The organism is Promicromonospora kroppenstedtii, assembly GCF_044389675.1.
Classification (GTDB): Bacteria; Actinomycetota; Actinomycetes; order Actinomycetales; family Cellulomonadaceae; genus Promicromonospora; species Promicromonospora kroppenstedtii.
Genome location: NZ_JBIRYI010000002.1, coordinates 403,992 through 421,895, shown reverse-complemented (window position 1 = coordinate 421,895; position 17,904 = coordinate 403,992). Strand labels below are relative to the sequence as shown.

The 17,904-nt window shown below is 72.6% G+C and carries 17 protein-coding genes and 1 pseudogene; 8 read left to right on the top strand and 10 right to left on the bottom strand.

Annotated elements, in window-relative coordinates:
* Together ACH47X_RS05735 and ACH47X_RS05730 are read right to left on the bottom strand one after the other, a co-directional pair.
* Positions 1–470 (bottom strand): annotated as a pseudogene (locus ACH47X_RS05735) (hypothetical protein); the annotation flags it as partial.
* 406 nt (positions 471–876) lie between these two features.
* On the bottom strand, positions 877–2,469 hold the full coding sequence (locus ACH47X_RS05730) for a zf-HC2 domain-containing protein (protein WP_397402246.1): 1,593 nt from the start codon (positions 2,467–2,469) through the stop codon (positions 877–879).
* Between the two features lie 155 nt (positions 2,470–2,624).
* On the opposite strand from ACH47X_RS05730, the gene ACH47X_RS05725 reads away from it, so the two are divergent.
* Positions 2,625–2,984: a nuclear transport factor 2 family protein gene (locus tag ACH47X_RS05725; protein WP_397402244.1), complete on the top strand. Its 360-nt coding sequence runs from the start codon at positions 2,625–2,627 to the stop codon at positions 2,982–2,984.
* Between the two features lie 5 nt (positions 2,985–2,989).
* A complete protein-coding gene (locus ACH47X_RS05720) occupies positions 2,990–3,502 on the top strand; it encodes a MarR family winged helix-turn-helix transcriptional regulator (protein WP_397402242.1) in 513 nt (170 codons plus the stop codon).
* Between the two features lie 6 nt (positions 3,503–3,508).
* Here ACH47X_RS05720 and ACH47X_RS05715 read toward each other — a convergent pair whose 3' ends face one another.
* The 4 genes from ACH47X_RS05715 to ACH47X_RS05700 form a co-directional block, all read right to left on the bottom strand.
* The gene (locus ACH47X_RS05715) at positions 3,509–4,351 is read right to left on the bottom strand and encodes a DUF4184 family protein (RefSeq protein WP_397402240.1); all 843 of its coding nucleotides are present in this window, start codon (positions 4,349–4,351) and stop codon (positions 3,509–3,511) included.
* A 29-nt stretch (positions 4,352–4,380) separates the two neighbouring features.
* Positions 4,381–4,893: a mycothiol transferase gene (locus ACH47X_RS05710; protein ID WP_397402238.1), complete on the bottom strand. Its 513-nt coding sequence runs from the start codon at positions 4,891–4,893 to the stop codon at positions 4,381–4,383.
* Between the two features lie 67 nt (positions 4,894–4,960).
* The gene (locus tag ACH47X_RS05705; RefSeq protein ID WP_397402236.1) at positions 4,961–5,986 is read right to left on the bottom strand and encodes an L-idonate 5-dehydrogenase; all 1,026 of its coding nucleotides are present in this window, start codon (positions 5,984–5,986) and stop codon (positions 4,961–4,963) included.
* Complete coding sequence (locus ACH47X_RS05700; protein ID WP_397402234.1) at positions 5,983–7,371, bottom strand: MFS transporter; 1,389 nt, start codon at positions 7,369–7,371, stop codon at positions 5,983–5,985. Before ACH47X_RS05700 ends, ACH47X_RS05705 begins: the two co-directional genes overlap by 4 nt.
* A gap of 152 nt (positions 7,372–7,523) precedes the next feature.
* On the opposite strand from ACH47X_RS05700, the gene ACH47X_RS05695 reads away from it, so the two are divergent.
* The 6 genes from ACH47X_RS05695 to ACH47X_RS05670 all read left to right on the top strand — a co-directional run bounded on the left by ACH47X_RS05695 (position 7,524) and on the right by ACH47X_RS05670 (position 13,852).
* A complete protein-coding gene (locus tag ACH47X_RS05695; protein WP_036969013.1) occupies positions 7,524–8,234 on the top strand; it encodes a GntR family transcriptional regulator in 711 nt (236 codons plus the stop codon).
* Between the two features lie 136 nt (positions 8,235–8,370).
* Positions 8,371–9,063, top strand: coding sequence for an ABC transporter ATP-binding protein (locus tag ACH47X_RS05690; protein ID WP_397402231.1), 693 nt, complete (start codon positions 8,371–8,373; stop codon positions 9,061–9,063).
* Positions 9,060–10,343 (top strand): ABC transporter permease, encoded by a 1,284-nt coding sequence (locus tag ACH47X_RS05685; RefSeq protein WP_397402229.1) that lies wholly within the window; start codon positions 9,060–9,062, stop codon positions 10,341–10,343. The genes ACH47X_RS05690 and ACH47X_RS05685 overlap by 4 nt, the downstream gene beginning before the upstream one ends.
* Before the next feature lie 112 nt (positions 10,344–10,455).
* Positions 10,456–11,955, top strand: coding sequence for an arylsulfatase (locus ACH47X_RS05680; RefSeq protein WP_397402227.1), 1,500 nt, complete (start codon positions 10,456–10,458; stop codon positions 11,953–11,955).
* On the top strand, positions 11,952–12,950 hold the full coding sequence (locus ACH47X_RS05675) for a formylglycine-generating enzyme family protein (RefSeq protein WP_397402225.1): 999 nt from the start codon (positions 11,952–11,954) through the stop codon (positions 12,948–12,950). Before ACH47X_RS05680 ends, ACH47X_RS05675 begins: the two co-directional genes overlap by 4 nt.
* Positions 12,947–13,852, top strand: a complete 906-nt coding sequence (locus ACH47X_RS05670; RefSeq protein WP_397402223.1) for a haloacid dehalogenase-like hydrolase — start codon at positions 12,947–12,949, stop codon at positions 13,850–13,852. Before ACH47X_RS05675 ends, ACH47X_RS05670 begins: the two co-directional genes overlap by 4 nt.
* 7 nt (positions 13,853–13,859) lie before the next feature.
* On the opposite strand, the gene ACH47X_RS05665 is transcribed toward ACH47X_RS05670, so the two are convergent.
* The 4 genes from ACH47X_RS05665 to ACH47X_RS05650 form a co-directional block, all read right to left on the bottom strand.
* Positions 13,860–16,562 carry a helix-turn-helix transcriptional regulator gene (locus ACH47X_RS05665; RefSeq protein WP_397402220.1) on the bottom strand — a complete coding sequence of 901 codons (2,703 nt, stop codon included), beginning with the start codon at positions 16,560–16,562 and terminating at the stop codon, positions 13,860–13,862.
* A 130-nt stretch (positions 16,563–16,692) separates the two neighbouring features.
* A complete protein-coding gene (locus tag ACH47X_RS05660) occupies positions 16,693–16,824 on the bottom strand; it encodes a hypothetical protein (RefSeq protein ID WP_397402218.1) in 132 nt (43 codons plus the stop codon).
* Positions 16,825–16,840: 16 nt separating this feature from the next.
* A complete protein-coding gene (locus ACH47X_RS05655) occupies positions 16,841–17,296 on the bottom strand; it encodes a DUF7144 family membrane protein (RefSeq protein WP_084800670.1) in 456 nt (151 codons plus the stop codon).
* Positions 17,293–17,814, bottom strand: a complete 522-nt coding sequence (locus ACH47X_RS05650) for a DUF1269 domain-containing protein (RefSeq protein ID WP_397402216.1) — start codon at positions 17,812–17,814, stop codon at positions 17,293–17,295. The genes ACH47X_RS05655 and ACH47X_RS05650 overlap by 4 nt, the downstream gene beginning before the upstream one ends.
* Positions 17,815–17,904: the final 90 nt, after the last annotated feature.

Sequence of the window (17,904 nt, the reverse complement as noted above, 5' to 3'; positions counted from 1 at the left end):
ATCCGGGCGATCAGTCGTCGGGTGCTCATCGTCGCGAGTTCGGTCAGGTGGGTGGGGCCGCAGATCTCCTCGTCGATCAGGGCCCGGTGCTCCAGGGACAGGTGGGACGTCTCCCGCACCAACAGCGTGGCCCGCCACTGGGACAGCACCCCAGACTGCAACGCGGTGAACGTGTGCGGCATCTGGGTGACCCAGACGCGGGACGTGCTGACGAACCCGGCCCCGGCGTGCGGGCTGACCCGTAGCGCCGCACCGACCTGGTTCGGCACACCGCGCCCTTGCCGCTCGGCCCGGATGCTCTGCCGCGCCTCGTCGGCACGGGTGGCCTCGTCCAACGCGAGCGTCAGCCGCGCCTGGGCCGCGGTGACCGCGTTCTTCACGGCCTCCAGCTCACCGAGCAGGTCCACCCACTCGGCCTGCACCACTCCGGGCACGCCGGTGGGAGTGTCAGTGGCACCAGGCAGGATCATCTCTGCCAGGGCCCGCCGCACCGCCCGCACACCTGCGACATCGACGACACCACCGGTCTCGGACGCACCGGTGGCTCCCGGTGACACGGCAGCACTGGTCAGCACCGCCCCGCCAAGTGGCCTCGGCTCGTTCCCGGGCAGCACCGACAGAGCAGGCTCCCCGCCTGCTCGATCTGGCACCTCACCCGTTCGCGTCATGCCACCAACATATCGCACACCTGTACGTACCGCTCGTCGAATTGGCCCGCTCTGCCGATAGCAGAACCCGGCCGCTCGTCCTGTGGACAACGTGCCGGGAGTACGGCGCGTCTGAGCTACGGGGCGTTCAGGCATTGCCGCACAAGCGCCTCGTCCGGCGCGGCAGCCTCACTCCCTCAAACTCTGACGCCTTGCAGTCATCCGTCGTTCAGTCGTCAGCGCGGGACCAGCGGTCCCAGAGCCAGAGCAGGAACACCAGCAGCAGGAACGCGGGGATGCCCGCGACGCCGAGCCGCGTGAACCAGTCCGTCAGTTCCGCGCCGACGCCGGGGTTGATACCGTCCGCGCCGGCGGGACCGTCGGAGTCAGGGTCGCGGTCCGTGCTGCCGTCGGCGTCGCTGCTGTTGTCGCTCCCGCCGTTGCTGCTATTGCCGCTGTCCCCGGTGCTGCCCGTGGCGCCGTCGTCTCCGGTCCCGGCATCGGCGCGGGAGTTGTCCGACGTGCCGCCGCCTGCCTCGGTGTCGGAGCCGTCGCCGGACAAGTCGCCCGGCGTGCCGAGACTGTCGAGCCACGTCGACACGCTGTCGGCGATGTCGCGGGCCGAGTCCTCGACCGCGTTCGAGCCGTCGTCGCCCGAGCTCGCCCCGCGCGTGCCGTCGGTTCCGGCCCGTGCGCCATCGCTGCCGGCGCTGTCACCACTGCCGGCACCGTCACCGCCGTCGGCACCATCACCGCTGCCGGCACCGTCAGCACCACCGCCTGCGGCGCCGGTGTCTGTCGACCCGTTCGCGTCGCCGGACCCGCTCCCGGCGCCACCGCCCGCGCCACCACCGCCCGCGCCGGCACCACCCGCGTCCCCACCCCCGGCGCCAGGATCGACGACCGACTCCGCGGCCGGCGGGTCGGCCGGCTGGTTGGCCACGAGCGCCGCCGCCCCGCCGCCGATCGCGAGCGCGGCCAGCACCCCCGCCACGATCGCCGCCTCCTTCTTGCCGAACGACGGCTTCGGCGCACCGGCGGCACCAGCAGCTCCAGCACCAGCCGCTCCAGCACCAGCCCCGGCGCCCGCCACGGCCGCGCCCAGGGCACCGGTCGCCACGGCGCCCGCCACGAGGTGCTGGCCCAGGTCGCGGAGCATCCAGGAGACCTCGCGCACGTCGACGAACGCGCGGGTGCATTCGCCGCAGCCGTCCATGTGCGCCTCGACGCGGCCGCGGCGGCGGGGGAGGAGCCGGTCCTTGAGGTAGTCGTGCATGGCGGCGCGCGTCGCGCGGCACTCCGGCTCGTTGACCTCCTGGGCGTGGGCGGCGGCGAACGCTCCGGCCAGGCGTTCCTCGGCGCGGCGTAGTCGCATGGTCACGGCGTGGGGGCGCACACCGAGGTGCCCCGCGATGTCCGCGACGGCCATGTCCCGGACGTGCCGGTCCAGCAGGATCTCGCGGTCGTCGTCGGCCAGGTCGGACAGTGCGGCGCGGAGCATGGACACGTCGGCCTGTCGTTCGGCGTCCAGCTCGGCCCCCGCCACCGGAGGCGTCAGGGCGGCGAGCGTGTCGTCCTCGACGGGGCGGCTGCGACCGGTCTCGCGGGTCATGGAGATGGCTTCGTTGACCGCGGCGCGTCGCCAGTAGGGGGCGGGGTCGTCGATGGTGCCGCCGGTGGAGACGATGCGGACCATCTTCTCCAGGGCGCGGCTGGTGGCTTCCTCGGCGTCGATGCCGGGCACGCGTGCCGCGACGGAACGCACGACGTTCGGGCGGTGCACCACCCAGTCGTCGATCTCCAGCGCGCGTGCGGCGGTCATACCGGCTCATCCCCTCCCGTTCGGGGACCATTCCACCGACGCCGGGCACAACCCGCGCGACGAACCGCGGAATGTGCGTCAACGCACGACCGGCTTGACGGGCGGAGTGCGGGCACCTACTTTAAGTGAAACTTCACGTAAATCTGGAGGCTGTCATGTCGGACCCGGGGCTCGAGAAGCTGATGCGCGCCAACCTGCTGGAGGTCTTCGGCGAGCGCGACCCCGGCCGCCGGGCCGAGGCGATCCGCCGTACGTACACGGCGGACGTCGTCTTCGCCGACGCGGAGGGCCAGGTGGAGGGCCACGAGGCGCTCGACGCCAAGGTGCGCGAGATCCTGGACGGCGCACCGGAGTTCGTGTTCCGGCCGGACGGGGACTTCTACCGGGTGCAGGACATGGGCTACCTTGCGTGGGCGCTCGGACCCGACGGCGAGCCGCCGGTGGTCCGTGGCGTGGACATGGGCTTCGTCCGCGAGGGGCTCCTCGCGAAGGTCTACACCGTCCTGTTCCGCTGACCGGCATGGGCCGGTACGAGGTCCCTCCCGAGTCGCCCTTCGCGTTCCTCGACGACGACCAGGTGCGTGCCTGGTACGCATACATGAAGGTGCACCTGCGCCTGCGGTACGAGATGAACCACCAGCTCCAGGCCGGCGCCGGCGTCTCCCTGGCGGACTACGACGTCCTGGTGGCGCTGACCAGCGCGGACGACGGGAGGATGACGGTCTCCGACCTCGCCACGCGCATCGGCGCCGAACGCAGCCGGGTGTCCCACCAGGTGCTCCGGATGGCCCGGCGGGATCTCGTCGAGGTCACCCCGAGCGCACGCGACCGGAGGGCCAAGGACGTCACCCTCACCGCCCAGGGGCGCGCCCTGCTGGCCGAGGCCTCGCCCGGCCACGTCGCGTTCGTGCGCTCGGTGTTCCTCGATGCGCTCTCCGAGGCGCAGACCCGACAGCTGGCGAGCGCGTTCGAGAACGTCTACGACCGTCTGATCGAGCACGGGACGCTGCCACGCCCCGCGGATCATCCCTGAGCCGGGTCAGTCCGAGCGGGGTGCGTCCCGTGTGACACCCCGCGCGGCCCACCAGCCCGCGACGTAGAGCACCAGCGCGACGATCAGGGCCGCCCCGGCCCCGGTGGCGACGTCGGACAGCACGCCCTCGACCACGTCCCGGGCGGTCAGCCCCATCCCGTCGGACGACGTGCCGGCCGACCACCAGCGGAGCGTGCCCAGCACGGCACCGGCCGCCGCGACCCCGCCGATCGCCCACAGTCCCCGGCGGGTGGTCCGCCGGGTGGCGGTGTCGAGCCCGCTCCACCCGGGCAGCCGGTCGCGGCGGCGCCACAGGTAGACCCCGAGGACGACGAGTCCCACGACCGTGCTCACGTGCTGCAGCAGCCGGGCCCACGTGAGGTCGCCGACCGCCGTGGCGCTCAGCAGCGGCACGTGCGTCACCACGAACCCGTCGCCGTGCGTGAAGGAGTCCCACACCAGGTGCGTCGCGATGCCGAGCACCAGCGACACCAGCACCCACCCGGCCCGCACGAGCGTCCCGCCGGCTCCCCGAGCCCTGGGGCCAACAGCGCCACCCGCCCCGACGGCACCAGGCAGCAACCCTGCGACCGGCTGCCGCGCCGCCCGGAGGAACCCGTACAGCGCCAGCGCGTACGGCAGGCTCACGGTCAGCGCCCCGGCCAGGGTGTGCGACGTCGTCGCGTTCATGAACGGCTCGTACCAGGACTGCGCGCTCACGGGCACGGGCGTGCTGCGCGCGAAGTACGGCAGGTCGGGCGCGACGGCCCCGGCCACGAGCGCGGCGGCGCTGAACGGACGCCGGACGAAGGGCAGCACCGCGGCAGGGTGCGAGAGCGTGAACGGCATCCGGGTCCTTCAGGTGCGGGGCGACGGGTTCAGCGCCGACGCAGCACCAGGCCGCGCACGTACGACGCCTGACCCGCGTGCTGCAGGTCGTCGCTGACGATACTGACCAGCCGCACGCCGAGCGTCACCGGCGGGTCCCACCGCGTGTCGACCACGCGGTCCAGGTCGTCGGCGGACAACCGGTCCAGGTAGCGCACCGTCCGGTCGTGCACGGCGTCGTGATACCCCGTGAGCAGGTCGCCGGACGAGACGCGGACGGCGGCCACCTGGTCGGCGTCGTGCCGGTAGCCGGTCTCCTCGGCCGGGAACGGCAGGCCGAACCGGCGGTCCCAGCCGTCGTCGGACCAGATCTGGCTGGTGCCCGCGGCGTCGGCGACGTGGTCGTCCTGGACCCGGGTCAGGTGCCAGACGAGCCAGGCGACCGAGTTGGACCCGTCGTCGGGCCGGTAGGCGAGCTCGTCGGGATCCAGGCCGCGGACCGCGCCGCGCACCGTCTCCCGGATCCGGCCGAACGCGTCGACCAGCAGATCGGTACCCCGCATCGTTCCCCCTCGAACCTCGATGTCGCGTGCGGTGCCACGATGCCACAGCACCGCACGCGACGACCGGTCAGGCCGTGGCGAGGCGGATCAGCACCTTGCTGCTCTCCGGCCCGGCGGCGGCCGCCAGCGCGGAGCCGGCGTCCTCGATGCCGAACCGGTGCGTGACCACGCCGGACACGTCCAGCCCGTCGCGCAGCGCGGCGAGCGCGTCGCTGATCTCCTCGACGAACCGGTAGGCCCCGACCCAGGTGATCTCGCGGGTCACGAGGTCGCCGAGCGCAAACGGTGCGGCTGCCCCGGGCAGGTTGCCCACCTGGACGAGCGTGCCCCCGCGGGCCGTGGCCCGCAGCACGCCGCCGAGCGCGGAGGGTGCCCCGGAGGCCTCGAAGACGAGCTCGCTGTCCTGCGGCAGGGCGTCGCCGCCGGCCACGTTCAGCACGTGGTCCGCGCCGAGCTCCTTGGCCACGGCCAGGGACGTGTCGGAGACGTCGGCCGCCGTGACGGACGCCGCCCCGGCGTGCTTGGCGGCGGCCACCACCAGGCACCCGATGGGCCCGGCCCCGTTGACCAGGATGTCCCGGCCGCGGACGGCGCCCGCCCGCCGCACCGCGTGCATCGCGACGGCCAGCGGCTCGGCCAGCGCGCCCTGCTCGGTGCTCACACCCTCGGGCAGCGCGCGCAGCTGCTCGGCCCGCACGGCCCGCAGCTCGCTGAACCCGCCGTCGGTGTGCGGATGGAAGGCCGCCGAGCCGAAGTAGCGCACCTCCGAGTGGAGGTTGGTGCGGCCGGCCAGCCGCTCGGGCAGCACGGACCCGGCAGTGGCCTGCGCCGGGTGCACCGTGACCGCCGTGCCCGGCGCCCAGCCGGTGACGCCCGGCCCGCTGCCGATCACGCGGCCGGCCACCTCGTGGCCCAGCACCAGCGGGTCGCGCAGCACGGCGGTCCCGGAGGACCCGTTGCGCCAGTAGGCGACGTCGGACCCGCAGACGCCGCCCCACTCCATGGCGACCACCACCTCGCCGGGCCCGGCCACGGGGTCGGGGCGCTCCTCGACCCGCAGGTCACCGGCGCCGTGGACGACGACGGCCCTCATGCGGCGTCCTCGAGCTGGACCAGGTCGCGGCCGCGGGTCTCGGGGGCCATGCGCGCGGCCACCAGGGTGATGGTCGAGTACACGATGAGCATCGCGGCGATGGGCCACCAGCTCCCCGTCGCCGCGGTGAGCGACGCCGCGATGACCGGGCCGATCGCGGTCGCCAGGATGCCGCCGATCTCCTTGGACAGGGCGAGCTGCGTGAACCGGGTGCGGGCGCCGAACAGCTCGGCCATCGTCACGCTCTCCAGGGCGAACAGGCCCAGCACGCCGAGGTTCAGGCCGGCGATCATCCCGAGCAGCAGGGCGGCGGTGCTGCCGCTGGTGATCAGCAGCATCATCGGGAACGCGAACGCGATGGTCGCCAGGGAGAGCACCGTGTACATGGCGCGGCGGCCGAACCGGTCGCCCAGCATGCCCACCAGCGGCACGGTCGCGAAGCCCGCGATGGAGCCCCACATGATGGCCTCGGTGGGCAGCGCCCGGTCCATGGCCAGGCTCGTGGCGATGTAGCCGACCAGGAAGGTCTGCACCAGGCCGGAGTTGCCCGCCTGCCCGAACCGCAGGGCGAGCGCGAGGAAGAACGCCTTGCCCTTGCGCTGGGCCAGGGCGGCCTCCAGCACGGGCGCGGCCTCGGCCTCCTTGACCTCGGCGCGCGTCATGGCCACGCCGTCGACGACGTCGGGGCGGGCCTCGAAGACCGGGCTCTCCTTGACGTTGCGGCGGATCCAGACGGCGAAGATCATCAGCACGAAGCTGAGCAGGAACGGCACCCGCCAGCCCCAGGCCAGGAGCTGCTCCTCGCTGAGCACGACCAGCAGCAGCGCCCACAGGGCGGACGCCGCCAGCGTGCCGGAGTTGGTGCCGAGCGAGACCAGCGAGGCGACCAGGCCGCGGCGCTTGACGGGTGCGTACTCGGCGAGCATCACGGTGGCACCCGCGATCTCGGCGCCGGCGCCGAAGCCCTGGACCAGGCGCAGCACCACCAGCAGGATCGGCGCGGTGATCCCGATCATCTGGTAGGTGGGCAGCACGCCGATCAGCGTCGTGGAGACGCCCATGAGCGCGATGGTCAGGAACAGCACCTTGCGGCGTCCGATCCGGTCGCCCATCCGCCCGAAGTAGACGGCGCCCGCGAGCCGGGCCACGTAGCCGACGCCGTAGGTGGCCATGGCCGCGATCAGCGCGATGGCCGGGCTGACGCCGGGGAAGAAGATCTGGTTGAAGACGATCGCGGCCGCCAGCGAGTAGAGCTGGAAGTCCATGAACTCCATGGCCGTACCGAGCCAGCCGGACACGGCCGCCCGGGTGAGGTCCTTGGTCGACCGGGTCACTGCGTTGCCCGGGGAAGTGTTACCCGGTGAGGTCATAGCGGTGTCCGCCATGGGAGGTGCTCCTTGACTTCTTTGACTGACGTCGTTGTCCGAACGGCGCGCGTGGCCGATGTGTGGCAGGTCTTGTATGTAAGCAGCGTCCACAAGTCGGTGTCAACTGTCGCCGGCATGGAACCGGGCTCCGTCTCGTCTAGACTCCGGGCATGGGGCAAGCCTCGACACGGTCCAACCGCAGCGTCGTCTACGAGACGCTGCGCCGTAAGGTGCTCACCCTCGAGCTGCCTCCCGGCGCCTCGCTGTCGGAGAACGAGCTGGCCGCGGCCCTCGGCGTCAGCCGCACGCCGGTGCGCGAGTCCCTGATCCTCCTGGGTGAGGAGGGCCTGGTCCGTGTGTTCCCCAAGGTGGGCTCGTTCGTCTCCCGGGTCGACGCCGAGCGTGTGGCCGACGCCCAGTTCCTCCGCGAGGCGGTGGAGCTCGCCGCCTTCGACGACATCCCCGAGACTCTCGACCCCGACGTGATCGCCGAGCTCCGTGCCAACCTGGAGCAGCAGCGCGAGCCAGGGCTCGACATCGAGCGGTTCTTCGCGCTCGACGAGGCGTTCCATCACGGCCTGCTGCGGCTCAGCGGGCACGGCAGGGCATGGTCGACGGTCGTCGCGGCCAAGGGCCACCTGGACCGGGCGCGACGGCTCGGCCTGCACGAGACCAACGGCGTGGGCCGTTTCGTGGACGAGCACCATGCCATCCTCGACGCCGTGGTGTCCGGCGACATCTCCAGCGCGCGCGACAGCCTCCGCTCGCACCTGCGCGCCGTCTTCGACGACATCGAGAAGACCCGCCGTCGCTCGCCCGAGCTCTTCGCCGCCGACGACGGCACCGTGCCGGTGCGCCGCAGCATCGCCGTCTGGGAGTAGCCCGGGAGGCGTTCCCGGGGGCGCCACGTACTACCAGCGGGGTACCCAGGAGTCATCCCTGGGCCGATTCGCTCGCGCCCATGCTGGACCAGAGTCGCTCTCGTCAGCTCCGGCACCAACGAGAGAGGCGGCCGACGTGGCGCCCCCATTGATCTCCGTCCACGACCTGCACAAGACCTACGGCTCCGGGCCCGGCGCCTTCGAGGCGCTCAAGGGCCTCGACCTGGACATCGCCCAGGGCGAGTCCCTGGCGATCGTCGGCAGGAGCGGGTCGGGCAAGTCGACCCTGATGCACCTGCTCGCCCTGCTCGACCGGCCCACCTCGGGCACCATCGCCCTGGACGGGACCGACACGTCACGCCTGTCCGCGAAGCAGCTCAACCGCGCCCGCAACGGCGCGTTCGGGTTCGTGTTCCAGCAGTTCTTTCTCAACGCCCAGGCCAGCGTGCTGGACAACGTGACGCTGCCCCTGAAGATCGCCGGGGTGCCACGGCGTGAGCGCACCGCCCGAGGCCTGGCCGCGCTGGCCCAGCTCGAGCTCGACGACAAGGCGGGCAACCGGGCCAACGACCTGTCCGGCGGGCAGAAGCAGCGCGTGGTCATCGCCCGCGCCCTGATCAACCGGCCGCGCGTGATCTTCGCCGACGAGCCGACCGGCAACCTGGACACCGCCACGGGCGCCGTGGTGGAGGACATCCTGTTCGACCTGAACGAGCGCCAGGGCATCAACCTGGTCGTCGTCACGCACGACGAGGAGCTCGCGTCCCGCTGCGACCGCAGCCTGTACATCCGCGACGGCCGCATCGCGCGCGCGGAGGTGGCCGCATGAGGGCCGCCGACGTCGTCACCAGCGCCTTCCGGAACGCGTTCCGCTCGCGGCTGCGCACCAGCCTGACGGTCCTGGCGATCTTCATCGGCGCGTTCACGCTCTCGCTGACCAACGGCTTGGGCACCGGCATCAACCGGTACATCGACGACACCGTGGCCTCCGTCGGCGTCGACGACGTGATGACGGTCACCACGGCGGACGAGGACGCCCCGGCCGACGGCGGACCCGCCGAGTACGACCCCGACCAGATCGCGGTCGAGGGACCGCCCGGGGCCACGGCGACCGCCCTGACCGACGACGACATCGACACGATCGCCGGCATCGACGGCGTGCTGTCCGTCGAGCCGGTCAAGAACGTCACCACCGACTACGTCCAGCACGACGGCGGCGACAAGCTCCAGCTGTCGATCTCCCAGTTCGTGCCGGGGATGAAGGTCGAGCTCGCGTCCGGCACCCAGGTCGACCTCGACGCCGCCGACCCCCAGGTGGTGCTCCCCGAGAGCTACCTCGACCCGCTGGGCCTGGGCAGCGCGGCCGACGCCGTCGGGCAGACCGTCGTGCTGGCCGTCACCGACGGCACGGGCAGCCAGGTGACCACCGAGGCGGACGTCGTCGGCATCGCCGAGCCCGGTGTGATCAGCATGGCGGGGGCGATCCCCAACGACACCCTCGCGGAGACGCTCCACGACCTGCAGACCACGGGGGCGCCGGCGGCGGAGACCACGCGGTACGCCCAGGCGTCCGTCTGGTTCGAGCCCGCGGCGGGTGACGAGGCCACGCAGGCGCTCCAGGACCGGCTGGCCGACGCCGGCTACACTGCCAGCACCCTGGAGGACCAGCTCGGCACCATCACCTCCGTGATCGATGCCATCGTGCTCGTGCTCAACGGCTTCGCGGTGATCGCGTTGGTCGCGGCCGCCATCGGCATCGTCAACACGCTCTTCATGGCGGTCCAGGAGCGCACCCGCGAGGTGGGGCTGATGAAGGCGATGGGCCTGTCCAGCCCGCGCGTCTTCGCCCTGTTCAGCATCGAGGCGGTGGTCATCGGCCTGGTCGGCAGCGCGCTCGGCGTGCTCGCCGCGATCGGCGTCGGGCAGCTCGTGGGCGGCGTCGCGGGGGACCTCCTGGCCAGCCTCCCTGGGCTCACGCTCATCGCGTTCGACCCGGTCACGGTAGCGGCCGTCGTGCTGGGCGTCATGGCCATCGCGTTCCTGGCCGGCACGCTGCCCGCGCTGCGGGCCGCCCGGCAGGACCCGATCTCCTCGCTGCGCTACGAGTGAGCGGCTGAGCGGCCGGGCGGTGCAACTCACCCGTTCTGGGGGAAGTACCGCCCTGCCGCCCTGCCGACCATGAGGGTCAGCAGCAGTGCGCCGCCGAACCAGAGGAGACACCGTGGCCGAGAAGCCGAACATCCTGGTCATCTGGGGTGACGACATCGGGATCACCAACATCAGCGCCTACTCCGACGGCGTGATGGGCTACCGGACCCCGAACATCGACCGGATCGCCGCCGAAGGCGCACGCTTCACCGACTACTACGGCGAGCAGAGCTGCACCGCCGGCCGCGCCGCGTTCATCACCGGCCAGAACCCCTACCGGACCGGGCTGACGAAGGTCGGCATGCCCGGCGCGAAGCTGGGCCTGCAGCCAGAGGACCCCACGATCGCCACCGCGCTCAAGGACCAGGGGTACGCCACCGGCCAGTTCGGCAAGAACCACCTCGGGGACCGCGACGAGCACCTGCCGACGATGCACGGGTTCGACGAGTTCTTCGGCAACCTCTACCACCTCAACGCCGAGGAGGAGCCGGAGCTGGACGACTACCCCACGCCGGAGGAGTTCCCCGACTTCCGCAGCAGGTACGGCCCACGTGGGGTGCTCCACTCCTGGGCGAACGGGGACGGCACCCAGCGGGTGGAGGACACCGGGCCGCTGACCCGTGAGCGCATGCGGACGGTTGACGAGGAGTTCCGGGACGCGGCGGTCGGCTTCATGCGTGACCAGGCGGGCGACGACAAGCCGTTCTTCCTCTGGTTCAACTCGACGCACATGCACTTCCGCACGCACGGCAAGCCCGAGAGCAAAGGCCGGGCGGGCCGGTGGCAGTCCGAGTACCACGACACGATGCTCGATCACGACGACGTCGTCGGCAGCCTGCTGGACGAGCTGGACCAGCTCGGCATCGCCGACAACACGATCGTCATCTACTCCACGGACAACGGCCCCCACATGAACAGCTGGCCCGATGCCGGGATGACCCCGTTCCGGAACGAGAAGAACTCCAACTGGGAAGGCGCCTACCGGGTCCCCGCCATGGTGCGCTGGCCGGGACACATCCCGGAGGGCACCGTGCTCAACGGGATCTTCAGCCACAACGACTGGTTCGTGACGCTGCTGGCGGCGGCAGGTGAGCCCGCCATCTCGGACAAGCTCCGGCAGGGCACCGACCTGGCCGGCACCCGGTACAAGGTGCATCTGGACGGCCACGACCAGCTCGCATACCTCACCGGCGAGTCCGGTGAGTCGCCACGCAAGCACTTCTTCTACGTGTCGGACGACGGTGACCTGACGGGTATGCGCTTCGACAACTGGAAGATCGTGTTCCTGGAGCAACGAGCCGCCGGGACGCTCGACATCTGGCTCGAGCCGTACGTGGAGCTGCGTGCCCCGAAGGTCTTCAACCTGCGGACCGACCCCTTCGAGCGCGCGGACATCACGTCCAACACCTACTACGACTGGGTCCTGGACCACGTCTGGCTGTTCGTCCCCGCACAGGCGTACGTGGGCACCATGCTGGCCACGCTGGCCGAGTTCCCCGCCCGCCAGGAGCCGGCGTCGTTCAACATCGACCAGGTCCTGGCGAAGCTCAAGTCCGGCGTGCCGAGCGCATGACGGCGCACACGGACGACGCGACCCGAACCGCCGGCCTCGTCCGGCTGGACGGCGGGCTGTTCACGATGGGCTCGGACGAGCACTACCCGGAGGAGGCGCCCGCGCACCCCGTGCGGGTCGACGGGTTCCGGATCGACCCCTACGCCGTCACCAACGAGCGGTTCGACGCGTTCGTCGCCGCCACGGGGTACGTGACGGTGGCGGAGCGGCCCCTGGACCCGGCGCTCTACCCGGGCGCCCCGCCCGAGAACCTCGTGCCCGGGTCCATGGTGTTCACGCCGACCACCGGTCCCGTGGACCTGCGCCACCTCAGCCAGTGGTGGGCCTGGGTCCCGGGGGCCTCCTGGCGCCACCCGGAGGGACCCGGCTCCGGGATCGAGGACCGCGGCGAGCACCCCGTGGTCCAGGTGGCCCACGAGGACGCCGCCGCCTACGCCGAGTGGGCCGGAGCGAGCCTGCCCACCGAGGCCCAGTGGGAGTACGCCGCCCGCGGCGGCCTCGACGGCGCCGAGTACACCTGGGGCGACCAGGCCCGGCCCGGCGGCCGCCTGCTCGCGAACACCTGGGACGGCCCCGACTTCCCGTGGCGGTCCACCGGCGAGTCGGGCTGGACCCGCACCGCGCCGGTGGGTTCGTTCCCGCCCAACCGGTACGGCCTGTTCGACATGGCCGGCAACGTCTGGCAGTGGACCGACGACTGGTGGACCGACCGCCACCCCGCGGCGGCCGACGCATGCTGCGCGCCCACCAACCCGCGCGGCGGCGCGGCCGAGGCCAGCCACGACCCCCGACAGCCCCAGTTCGCCGTGCCGCGGAAGGTCATCAAGGGCGGGTCGTTCCTGTGCGCCGACACCTACTGCCGCCGCTACCGGCCCGCCGCCCGCCGGCCCCAGGCCGTCGACACCGGCATGAGCCACGTCGGCTTCCGCTGCGTGCGCGCCGACGCCGCGGCCGGCCCGCCGTCCGGCGCCACCCTCCTGGAGGTGCTGCCATGACCGACCAGCTCCCCTCCTGGCGGCCCGGGCCCACCCGCGACACCCTGCTCGGCTTTCTCGCCGAGGCCCCCGGCATCCCGCCCGAGGACCGTGTGGCCTACTTCGACAACGACGGCACGCTGTGGTGCGAACGCCCCACCTACGTGCAGTACGAGTTCTACGTCGACGCGCTGCGGCGCCGCGTGCGCGACGACCCGGCGCTCGCGGGCGAGGCCGAGTTCCGCGCCGTGCTCGCCGGGGACACCGCCGCGGTGGGGGAGATCGGGCTCGAACGCATCGCGCTCGCGCTGGCCGGCCTCTTCCAAGGGCTCGAACCGCGGGCGTTCACGAGGGAGGTGCGCGAGTTCCTCGGCTCCGGTGCTCACCCCACGCTGGGCCACCCCCTCAGCAAGGTCCGCTACCAGCCGATGCTCGAGCTGCTGGAAGTGCTGCGAGGGCTGGACTTCACGGTCGGCGTGGTGACGGGCGGCGGCACCGAGTTCGTCCGCGCCGTCAGCCAGGAGCTGTACGGCGTCCCGCCCGAGCGGGTGGTCGGCACCATGATCGCCTACGACCTCGGCCAGGACTCCCACGGGCGGCCCGTCCTGCGCCGCACCGGCCGGGTGCTGGGCGACGTCAACGAGGGCGCGGCCAAGGTGACGAACATCCAGACACAGCTCGGCCGGCCCCCGGTGCTCGCGGCCGGCAACTCGGCCGGCGACCACGAGCTCCTGGAGTGGGCGGCCGCGAGCGACGGGCCGCACCTCTCGCTGCTGGTGGACCACGACGACGCCGAGCGGGAGTTCGCCTACGCGAGCCAGGCCCAGACCCTCGCGGCCCCGGAGCCCGTGACGGCGACCGCCGACCGGCTCGGCTGGACGACGGTGAGCATGAAGGACGACTGGTCGGTCGTGTTCGGCTGAGCCGGCCTCACAGCAGCCGGAAGCTCCGCGCGATCTTCAGCGCCTCGCTGCGCCGTGACGCCGCGAGCTTGGTGTACAGGCTGGAGACGTGCGTCTTGACCGTGTTCTCCGAGACGAACAGGGCTGCCGCGATGTCCGCGTAGGTGGCACCGCGGGCCAGCTCGTTGAGCACCTCGCGCTCGCGCGGGCTCAGCGCCGGCGGCACCAGGGTCATGCTCACCTCGCCGAGCTCGCGGGGCGTCGCCGTCATCGACGCGTACAGCACCGTCACGTCGGGCCGGTCGGCCGACGTCGCGGCGAGCTCGTGCACCCAGGTGCCGGCCGGGTGCTCGACGAGCCGGTGCAGCAGCGTCGCGATGGGCGTGCCCTGGCGGGCCCACCCGAAGAAGGGCGCGGCGTTGCGCCGGGCCTCGGTCACGGAGATGGCCTCCACCAGCCGGTCCTGCGACCTGGTGGTCTCGCCCAGCGCGTCCAGGATCTGTGCCTCGCACACGAGCGCCAGCGCCCGGGTGGGCGGCTGGGAGTACGCGGCGTCGGCGGCGGCGGCCTCGAACGCGACCGCCGCGCCCCGGCGGTCGCCCTCGCGGTCGGCGCGCAGACCCTGGACGAGCGCCGCCTCACCGACGGTGCCGAGCGCGTCGAGCGTGCCGTGCAGCGACTTGAGGGTGTCGCGGTCGCTGGCGAGCACGGCCACGAACGCCTGCTCCACCAGCAGCGCGACCCGCAGGTGCTCGGGGAGCTGGTCGTCGGTCAGGCCCGGGCTCTCCCGTGGGGTGGCAAGCATGCGCCGGGCGCCGATCACGTCACCAGCCAGGACGGCCTGGCGGGCGTCCCAGACGCGGAACCAGAACCGGGTGCACAGGTCCGCGCCGTGGCAGCGGGTGTCGATCACCCGCGCCTCGGCCGGCCCGGTCGGCGAGGGGACGTCGAGCAGGCGCGCGAGCAGCCGGGCGAGGCCGGCTCGCGCGGTGACGAACGGGAGCGTGCGGGCTCCCGGCGCGCCGGCGGCCACGAGCACCTCGTCGGCCAGTTCGGCGCACGCGTTCTCCCGGCCGCGCATGTACTGCGTGAAGGCGAGGTGGCTCAGGGCGTGCACGCCGAGCGGCGCGAGCCCCTTGCTGCGCGACAGGCTGACGGCCAGGGTCAGGCTGGTCTCCGCCTCGGTGAGCTCGCCGAGCCAGTTCTGGGTCACGCCCAGCTCGGCCGCCAGCACGGGCAGCACGTCGGCGTTGGCCTCGCGCACGGCCGGCCGGGTCTGCGAAGCGACCACCACGCGCTTGGCGTGCCCGACGGCCGCGTAGGCCGGCTCCAGACCGAGTGCCGCCCGCCACAGGCGCACGCAGGCGACCGCCGCGTCCAGCCCGTCCGGCCAGCCGGCCGGCCAGGTGGGGGACCGTTTCCGCCGGTCCGCCAGCAGCCGGTCGCCCCAGTGCCGCGCGCCCTCCAGGTCGTCCCGCACCCAGCGGTCCAGCGCGATGGCGAACCAGGTGTCGGGCCGGTGGTCGACGATCTCGGGCTGCGCCCGCACGAACTCGTCCACGTCGTCGTGCTCGCACTGGTTGAGCACCATCCGCACCCCGTCCCGCGCCAGGACGTCGGCGGCCTCGGTGGGTGCGCCCACGCGCACGAGGCGCGCGAACGCCTCGGAGAGATTGCCGCGCGCCATGTCGAGCCGGACGGCGCGGATCACCGTGGACCGGGCCCTCGCGGCGTCGACCCCGCCCGCGGCGAGCTGCCGCCGGACCACCTCCGCCAGCAGCGGGTGCACGCGGAAGCCCCCGGTCGCCTGCACCTCGTCCGACGGCGCCGGCGGGCACCCGTGCTCCTCGCGCATCACCAGCAGGCCGGTGTCCTCCAGCTCGGCGAGGATCTCGGCCGCGTGCTGGTCGTGGGTCAGGTGGGCCGCCGCCGCCACGCTCACCACGCCGTCGCCCGCGATGGCCAGCAGCAGGTGCCGCTGCCGCGGCGTCAGGGTGCTGAAGACCTCGCCCGCGACGAGCGTGGCGATCGGCGCGACGTCGTGGGACAGCAGGCGGGCCGCGGCCACCGGGTCCTGGGCGCCGCTGAGGTCCCGGGCGGCGAGCACGGCCGCCGCGCACCAGCCCTCCGCCTGTCGTGCCACGGCGTCCACCACCTGCCGGTCCCCGGTCCGGGCGTGCGCCGAGACCAGCGCCGCGTTCTCGGCGTCGCTCAGTCGCAGCAGGTCGCCGCGCAGCAGCGTGAAGTTGCCCAGCAGCTCCGGCACCAGGCGGGTCAGCGGGAGCACCCAGTGGCTCAGCAGCAGCACCCGGATGGCCTCGGGCGTGTTGTTCAGCCGTTCGTCGACCCGGCGCAGGGCGGACGGCGGCAGCAGGTGGGCGTCGTCCACCACGACCAGCGTCGGCGCGCCCCCGGGGCCGGCGGGCGCCTCCGCGCCGTCGAGCACCGCGTCGATCTGCTCGGGCGTCCAGGACTCGTCGGCGGTGATCCAGACGGGATGTTCCGCGTGTGCCGGGGCGGCGTGCCGCAGCCAGCCCGTCACGCCGAGCGTCTTGCCGGCCCCGGCTGGGGCGACCACGAGGGTCACGGCCGCCTCGGTCGCCTCGTCGAGCCGCTGCCACAGCCGCAGCCGCGGGACGTAGATGCGCGGCAGCCGCGGCAGGCGGTCGTCGTCGACCGCCCGCCGCGGCGTCGTGCGCGGGCCGGGCGCCGTCCTCGTCGCGTGGGACACGAGGCTTGTGCCGCGAGGGACGACAGGGCTCGGGTTAGCGCGCATTCCGCATTTTCCTCACTCGACGTGAAGTGCGGCGGCCGCCCCCTGACCACCGGTCGGCGACGTGGGTACGGCACCGGCCTGGAATTCACGCGATCCCGTCGGAGATGCCGGTCAGAAATGCCGCTTCGACGAACGCGGGCACCGAGAGCGGGATGTGCGCTTCTTCGTCATGATGCCGGTCATCGTGCGGAGCTGCCTGCGGGCCGCTGGGAATCACCCATTTCTCCGGCTGGTCACCTGCGATTCGCTATAAGTGTGGACAATGCCCAGATTACGGCGACATCAAAGGCAATGACGACGAGGCTCCAAATCGGGTAATAGGGTATGAACGCAAAGTTGGTGAGACACGAGATCGCGGCGAGGACGATGCCGAGGACATAGGCCCACGTCTGGGTCGCCAGGACGCCGATACCGGTGGCGAGCGCGAGCGCACCCACGACGATGTGGATCCAGCCCCACGTGGACACGTCGAGCTGGAAGACGTACTCGGCGCCCGTGACGTACACCGTGCCCGCGGCGGTCGCCGCGATCCCCTGGAGGATCTGGAACACGGAGACCATGATGAGCATGACGCCGGCGAACGCCGCGGTGGTCAGTGCCGCGGAGCTGGTCTCCCCGTACTCGACGGGGCCGCCCCTGCCGCCGGGGTAGGTGCCCTGGACCGGTTCGGACCCGGATGCGCTGGTCATGATGCCTCCTTGGCGGTCTGCTGCTCCTCGCCGAAGACCTCGCGCAGCGCGGCCTCCTGCTCGGTGCTGAGGTTGGTGAACACGAGCTCGGGCGTCTCCTGCCCCGCGAACGCGTCCCGGATCTTGTCCACGACGGCGTCGGAGGACAGGACGAACAGCGCCGAGGTTCCCGGCGTGACCTTGTCCCGGACGCGGTTGATGAAGCCGTCGTCGATGCCGACGTCCGCGAGCGCGCCGCTCAGGGCGCCGGTGGCGGCGCCGATCGCGGCGCCGAGCAGGGGGACGAAGAACAGCAGGCCGAAGAGCATTCCCCAGAAGGCACCCCCGAGGGCACCGGCGCCGGTCAGCGAGGACAGCTGCTGGGTCCTGGGCTTCTTGGCCCCGACGTCCCACCGGACGGTCGCGGCGTCGTGCACCGTGACGAGCTTCTGCTTGGCGAGCTGCTGGATCGTCGTCGCCGCCGTCTCCGCGCCGTCGGCGGTCTCGAACTTCCAGGCGGTGAGGGTGGACCGGGACATCGACGTCTCCTTCGGGCGCGCGTGCTGCCTGACCCAGCCACTCCACCGCGCCGCGGGGCGCCGCGCCTCACCCGTTACCGGTGAGAGCGG

What these genes read in the sequence shown, in the direction of transcription:
- ACH47X_RS05650 (WP_397402216.1), bottom strand. Translation starts at nt 17,814, where the DNA reads ATGTCCCGGTCCACCCTCACCGCCTGGAAGTTCGAGACCGCCGACGGC.
- ACH47X_RS05730 (WP_397402246.1), bottom strand. Translation starts at nt 2,469, where the DNA reads ATGACCGCCGCACGCGCGCTGGAGATCGACGACTGGGTGGTGCACCGC.
- ACH47X_RS05725 (WP_397402244.1), top strand. Translation starts at nt 2,625, where the DNA reads ATGTCGGACCCGGGGCTCGAGAAGCTGATGCGCGCCAACCTGCTGGAG.
- ACH47X_RS05705 (WP_397402236.1), bottom strand. Translation starts at nt 5,986, where the DNA reads ATGAGGGCCGTCGTCGTCCACGGCGCCGGTGACCTGCGGGTCGAGGAG.
- ACH47X_RS05670 (WP_397402223.1), top strand. Translation starts at nt 12,947, where the DNA reads ATGACCGACCAGCTCCCCTCCTGGCGGCCCGGGCCCACCCGCGACACC.
- ACH47X_RS05720 (WP_397402242.1), top strand. Translation starts at nt 2,990, where the DNA reads ATGGGCCGGTACGAGGTCCCTCCCGAGTCGCCCTTCGCGTTCCTCGAC.
- ACH47X_RS05675 (WP_397402225.1), top strand. Translation starts at nt 11,952, where the DNA reads ATGACGGCGCACACGGACGACGCGACCCGAACCGCCGGCCTCGTCCGG.
- ACH47X_RS05700 (WP_397402234.1), bottom strand. Translation starts at nt 7,371, where the DNA reads ATGGCGGACACCGCTATGACCTCACCGGGTAACACTTCCCCGGGCAAC.
- ACH47X_RS05685 (WP_397402229.1), top strand. Translation starts at nt 9,060, where the DNA reads ATGAGGGCCGCCGACGTCGTCACCAGCGCCTTCCGGAACGCGTTCCGC.
- ACH47X_RS05715 (WP_397402240.1), bottom strand. Translation starts at nt 4,351, where the DNA reads ATGCCGTTCACGCTCTCGCACCCTGCCGCGGTGCTGCCCTTCGTCCGG.
- ACH47X_RS05695 (WP_036969013.1), top strand. Translation starts at nt 7,524, where the DNA reads ATGGGGCAAGCCTCGACACGGTCCAACCGCAGCGTCGTCTACGAGACG.
- ACH47X_RS05655 (WP_084800670.1), bottom strand. Translation starts at nt 17,296, where the DNA reads ATGACCAGCGCATCCGGGTCCGAACCGGTCCAGGGCACCTACCCCGGC.
- ACH47X_RS05710 (WP_397402238.1), bottom strand. Translation starts at nt 4,893, where the DNA reads ATGCGGGGTACCGATCTGCTGGTCGACGCGTTCGGCCGGATCCGGGAG.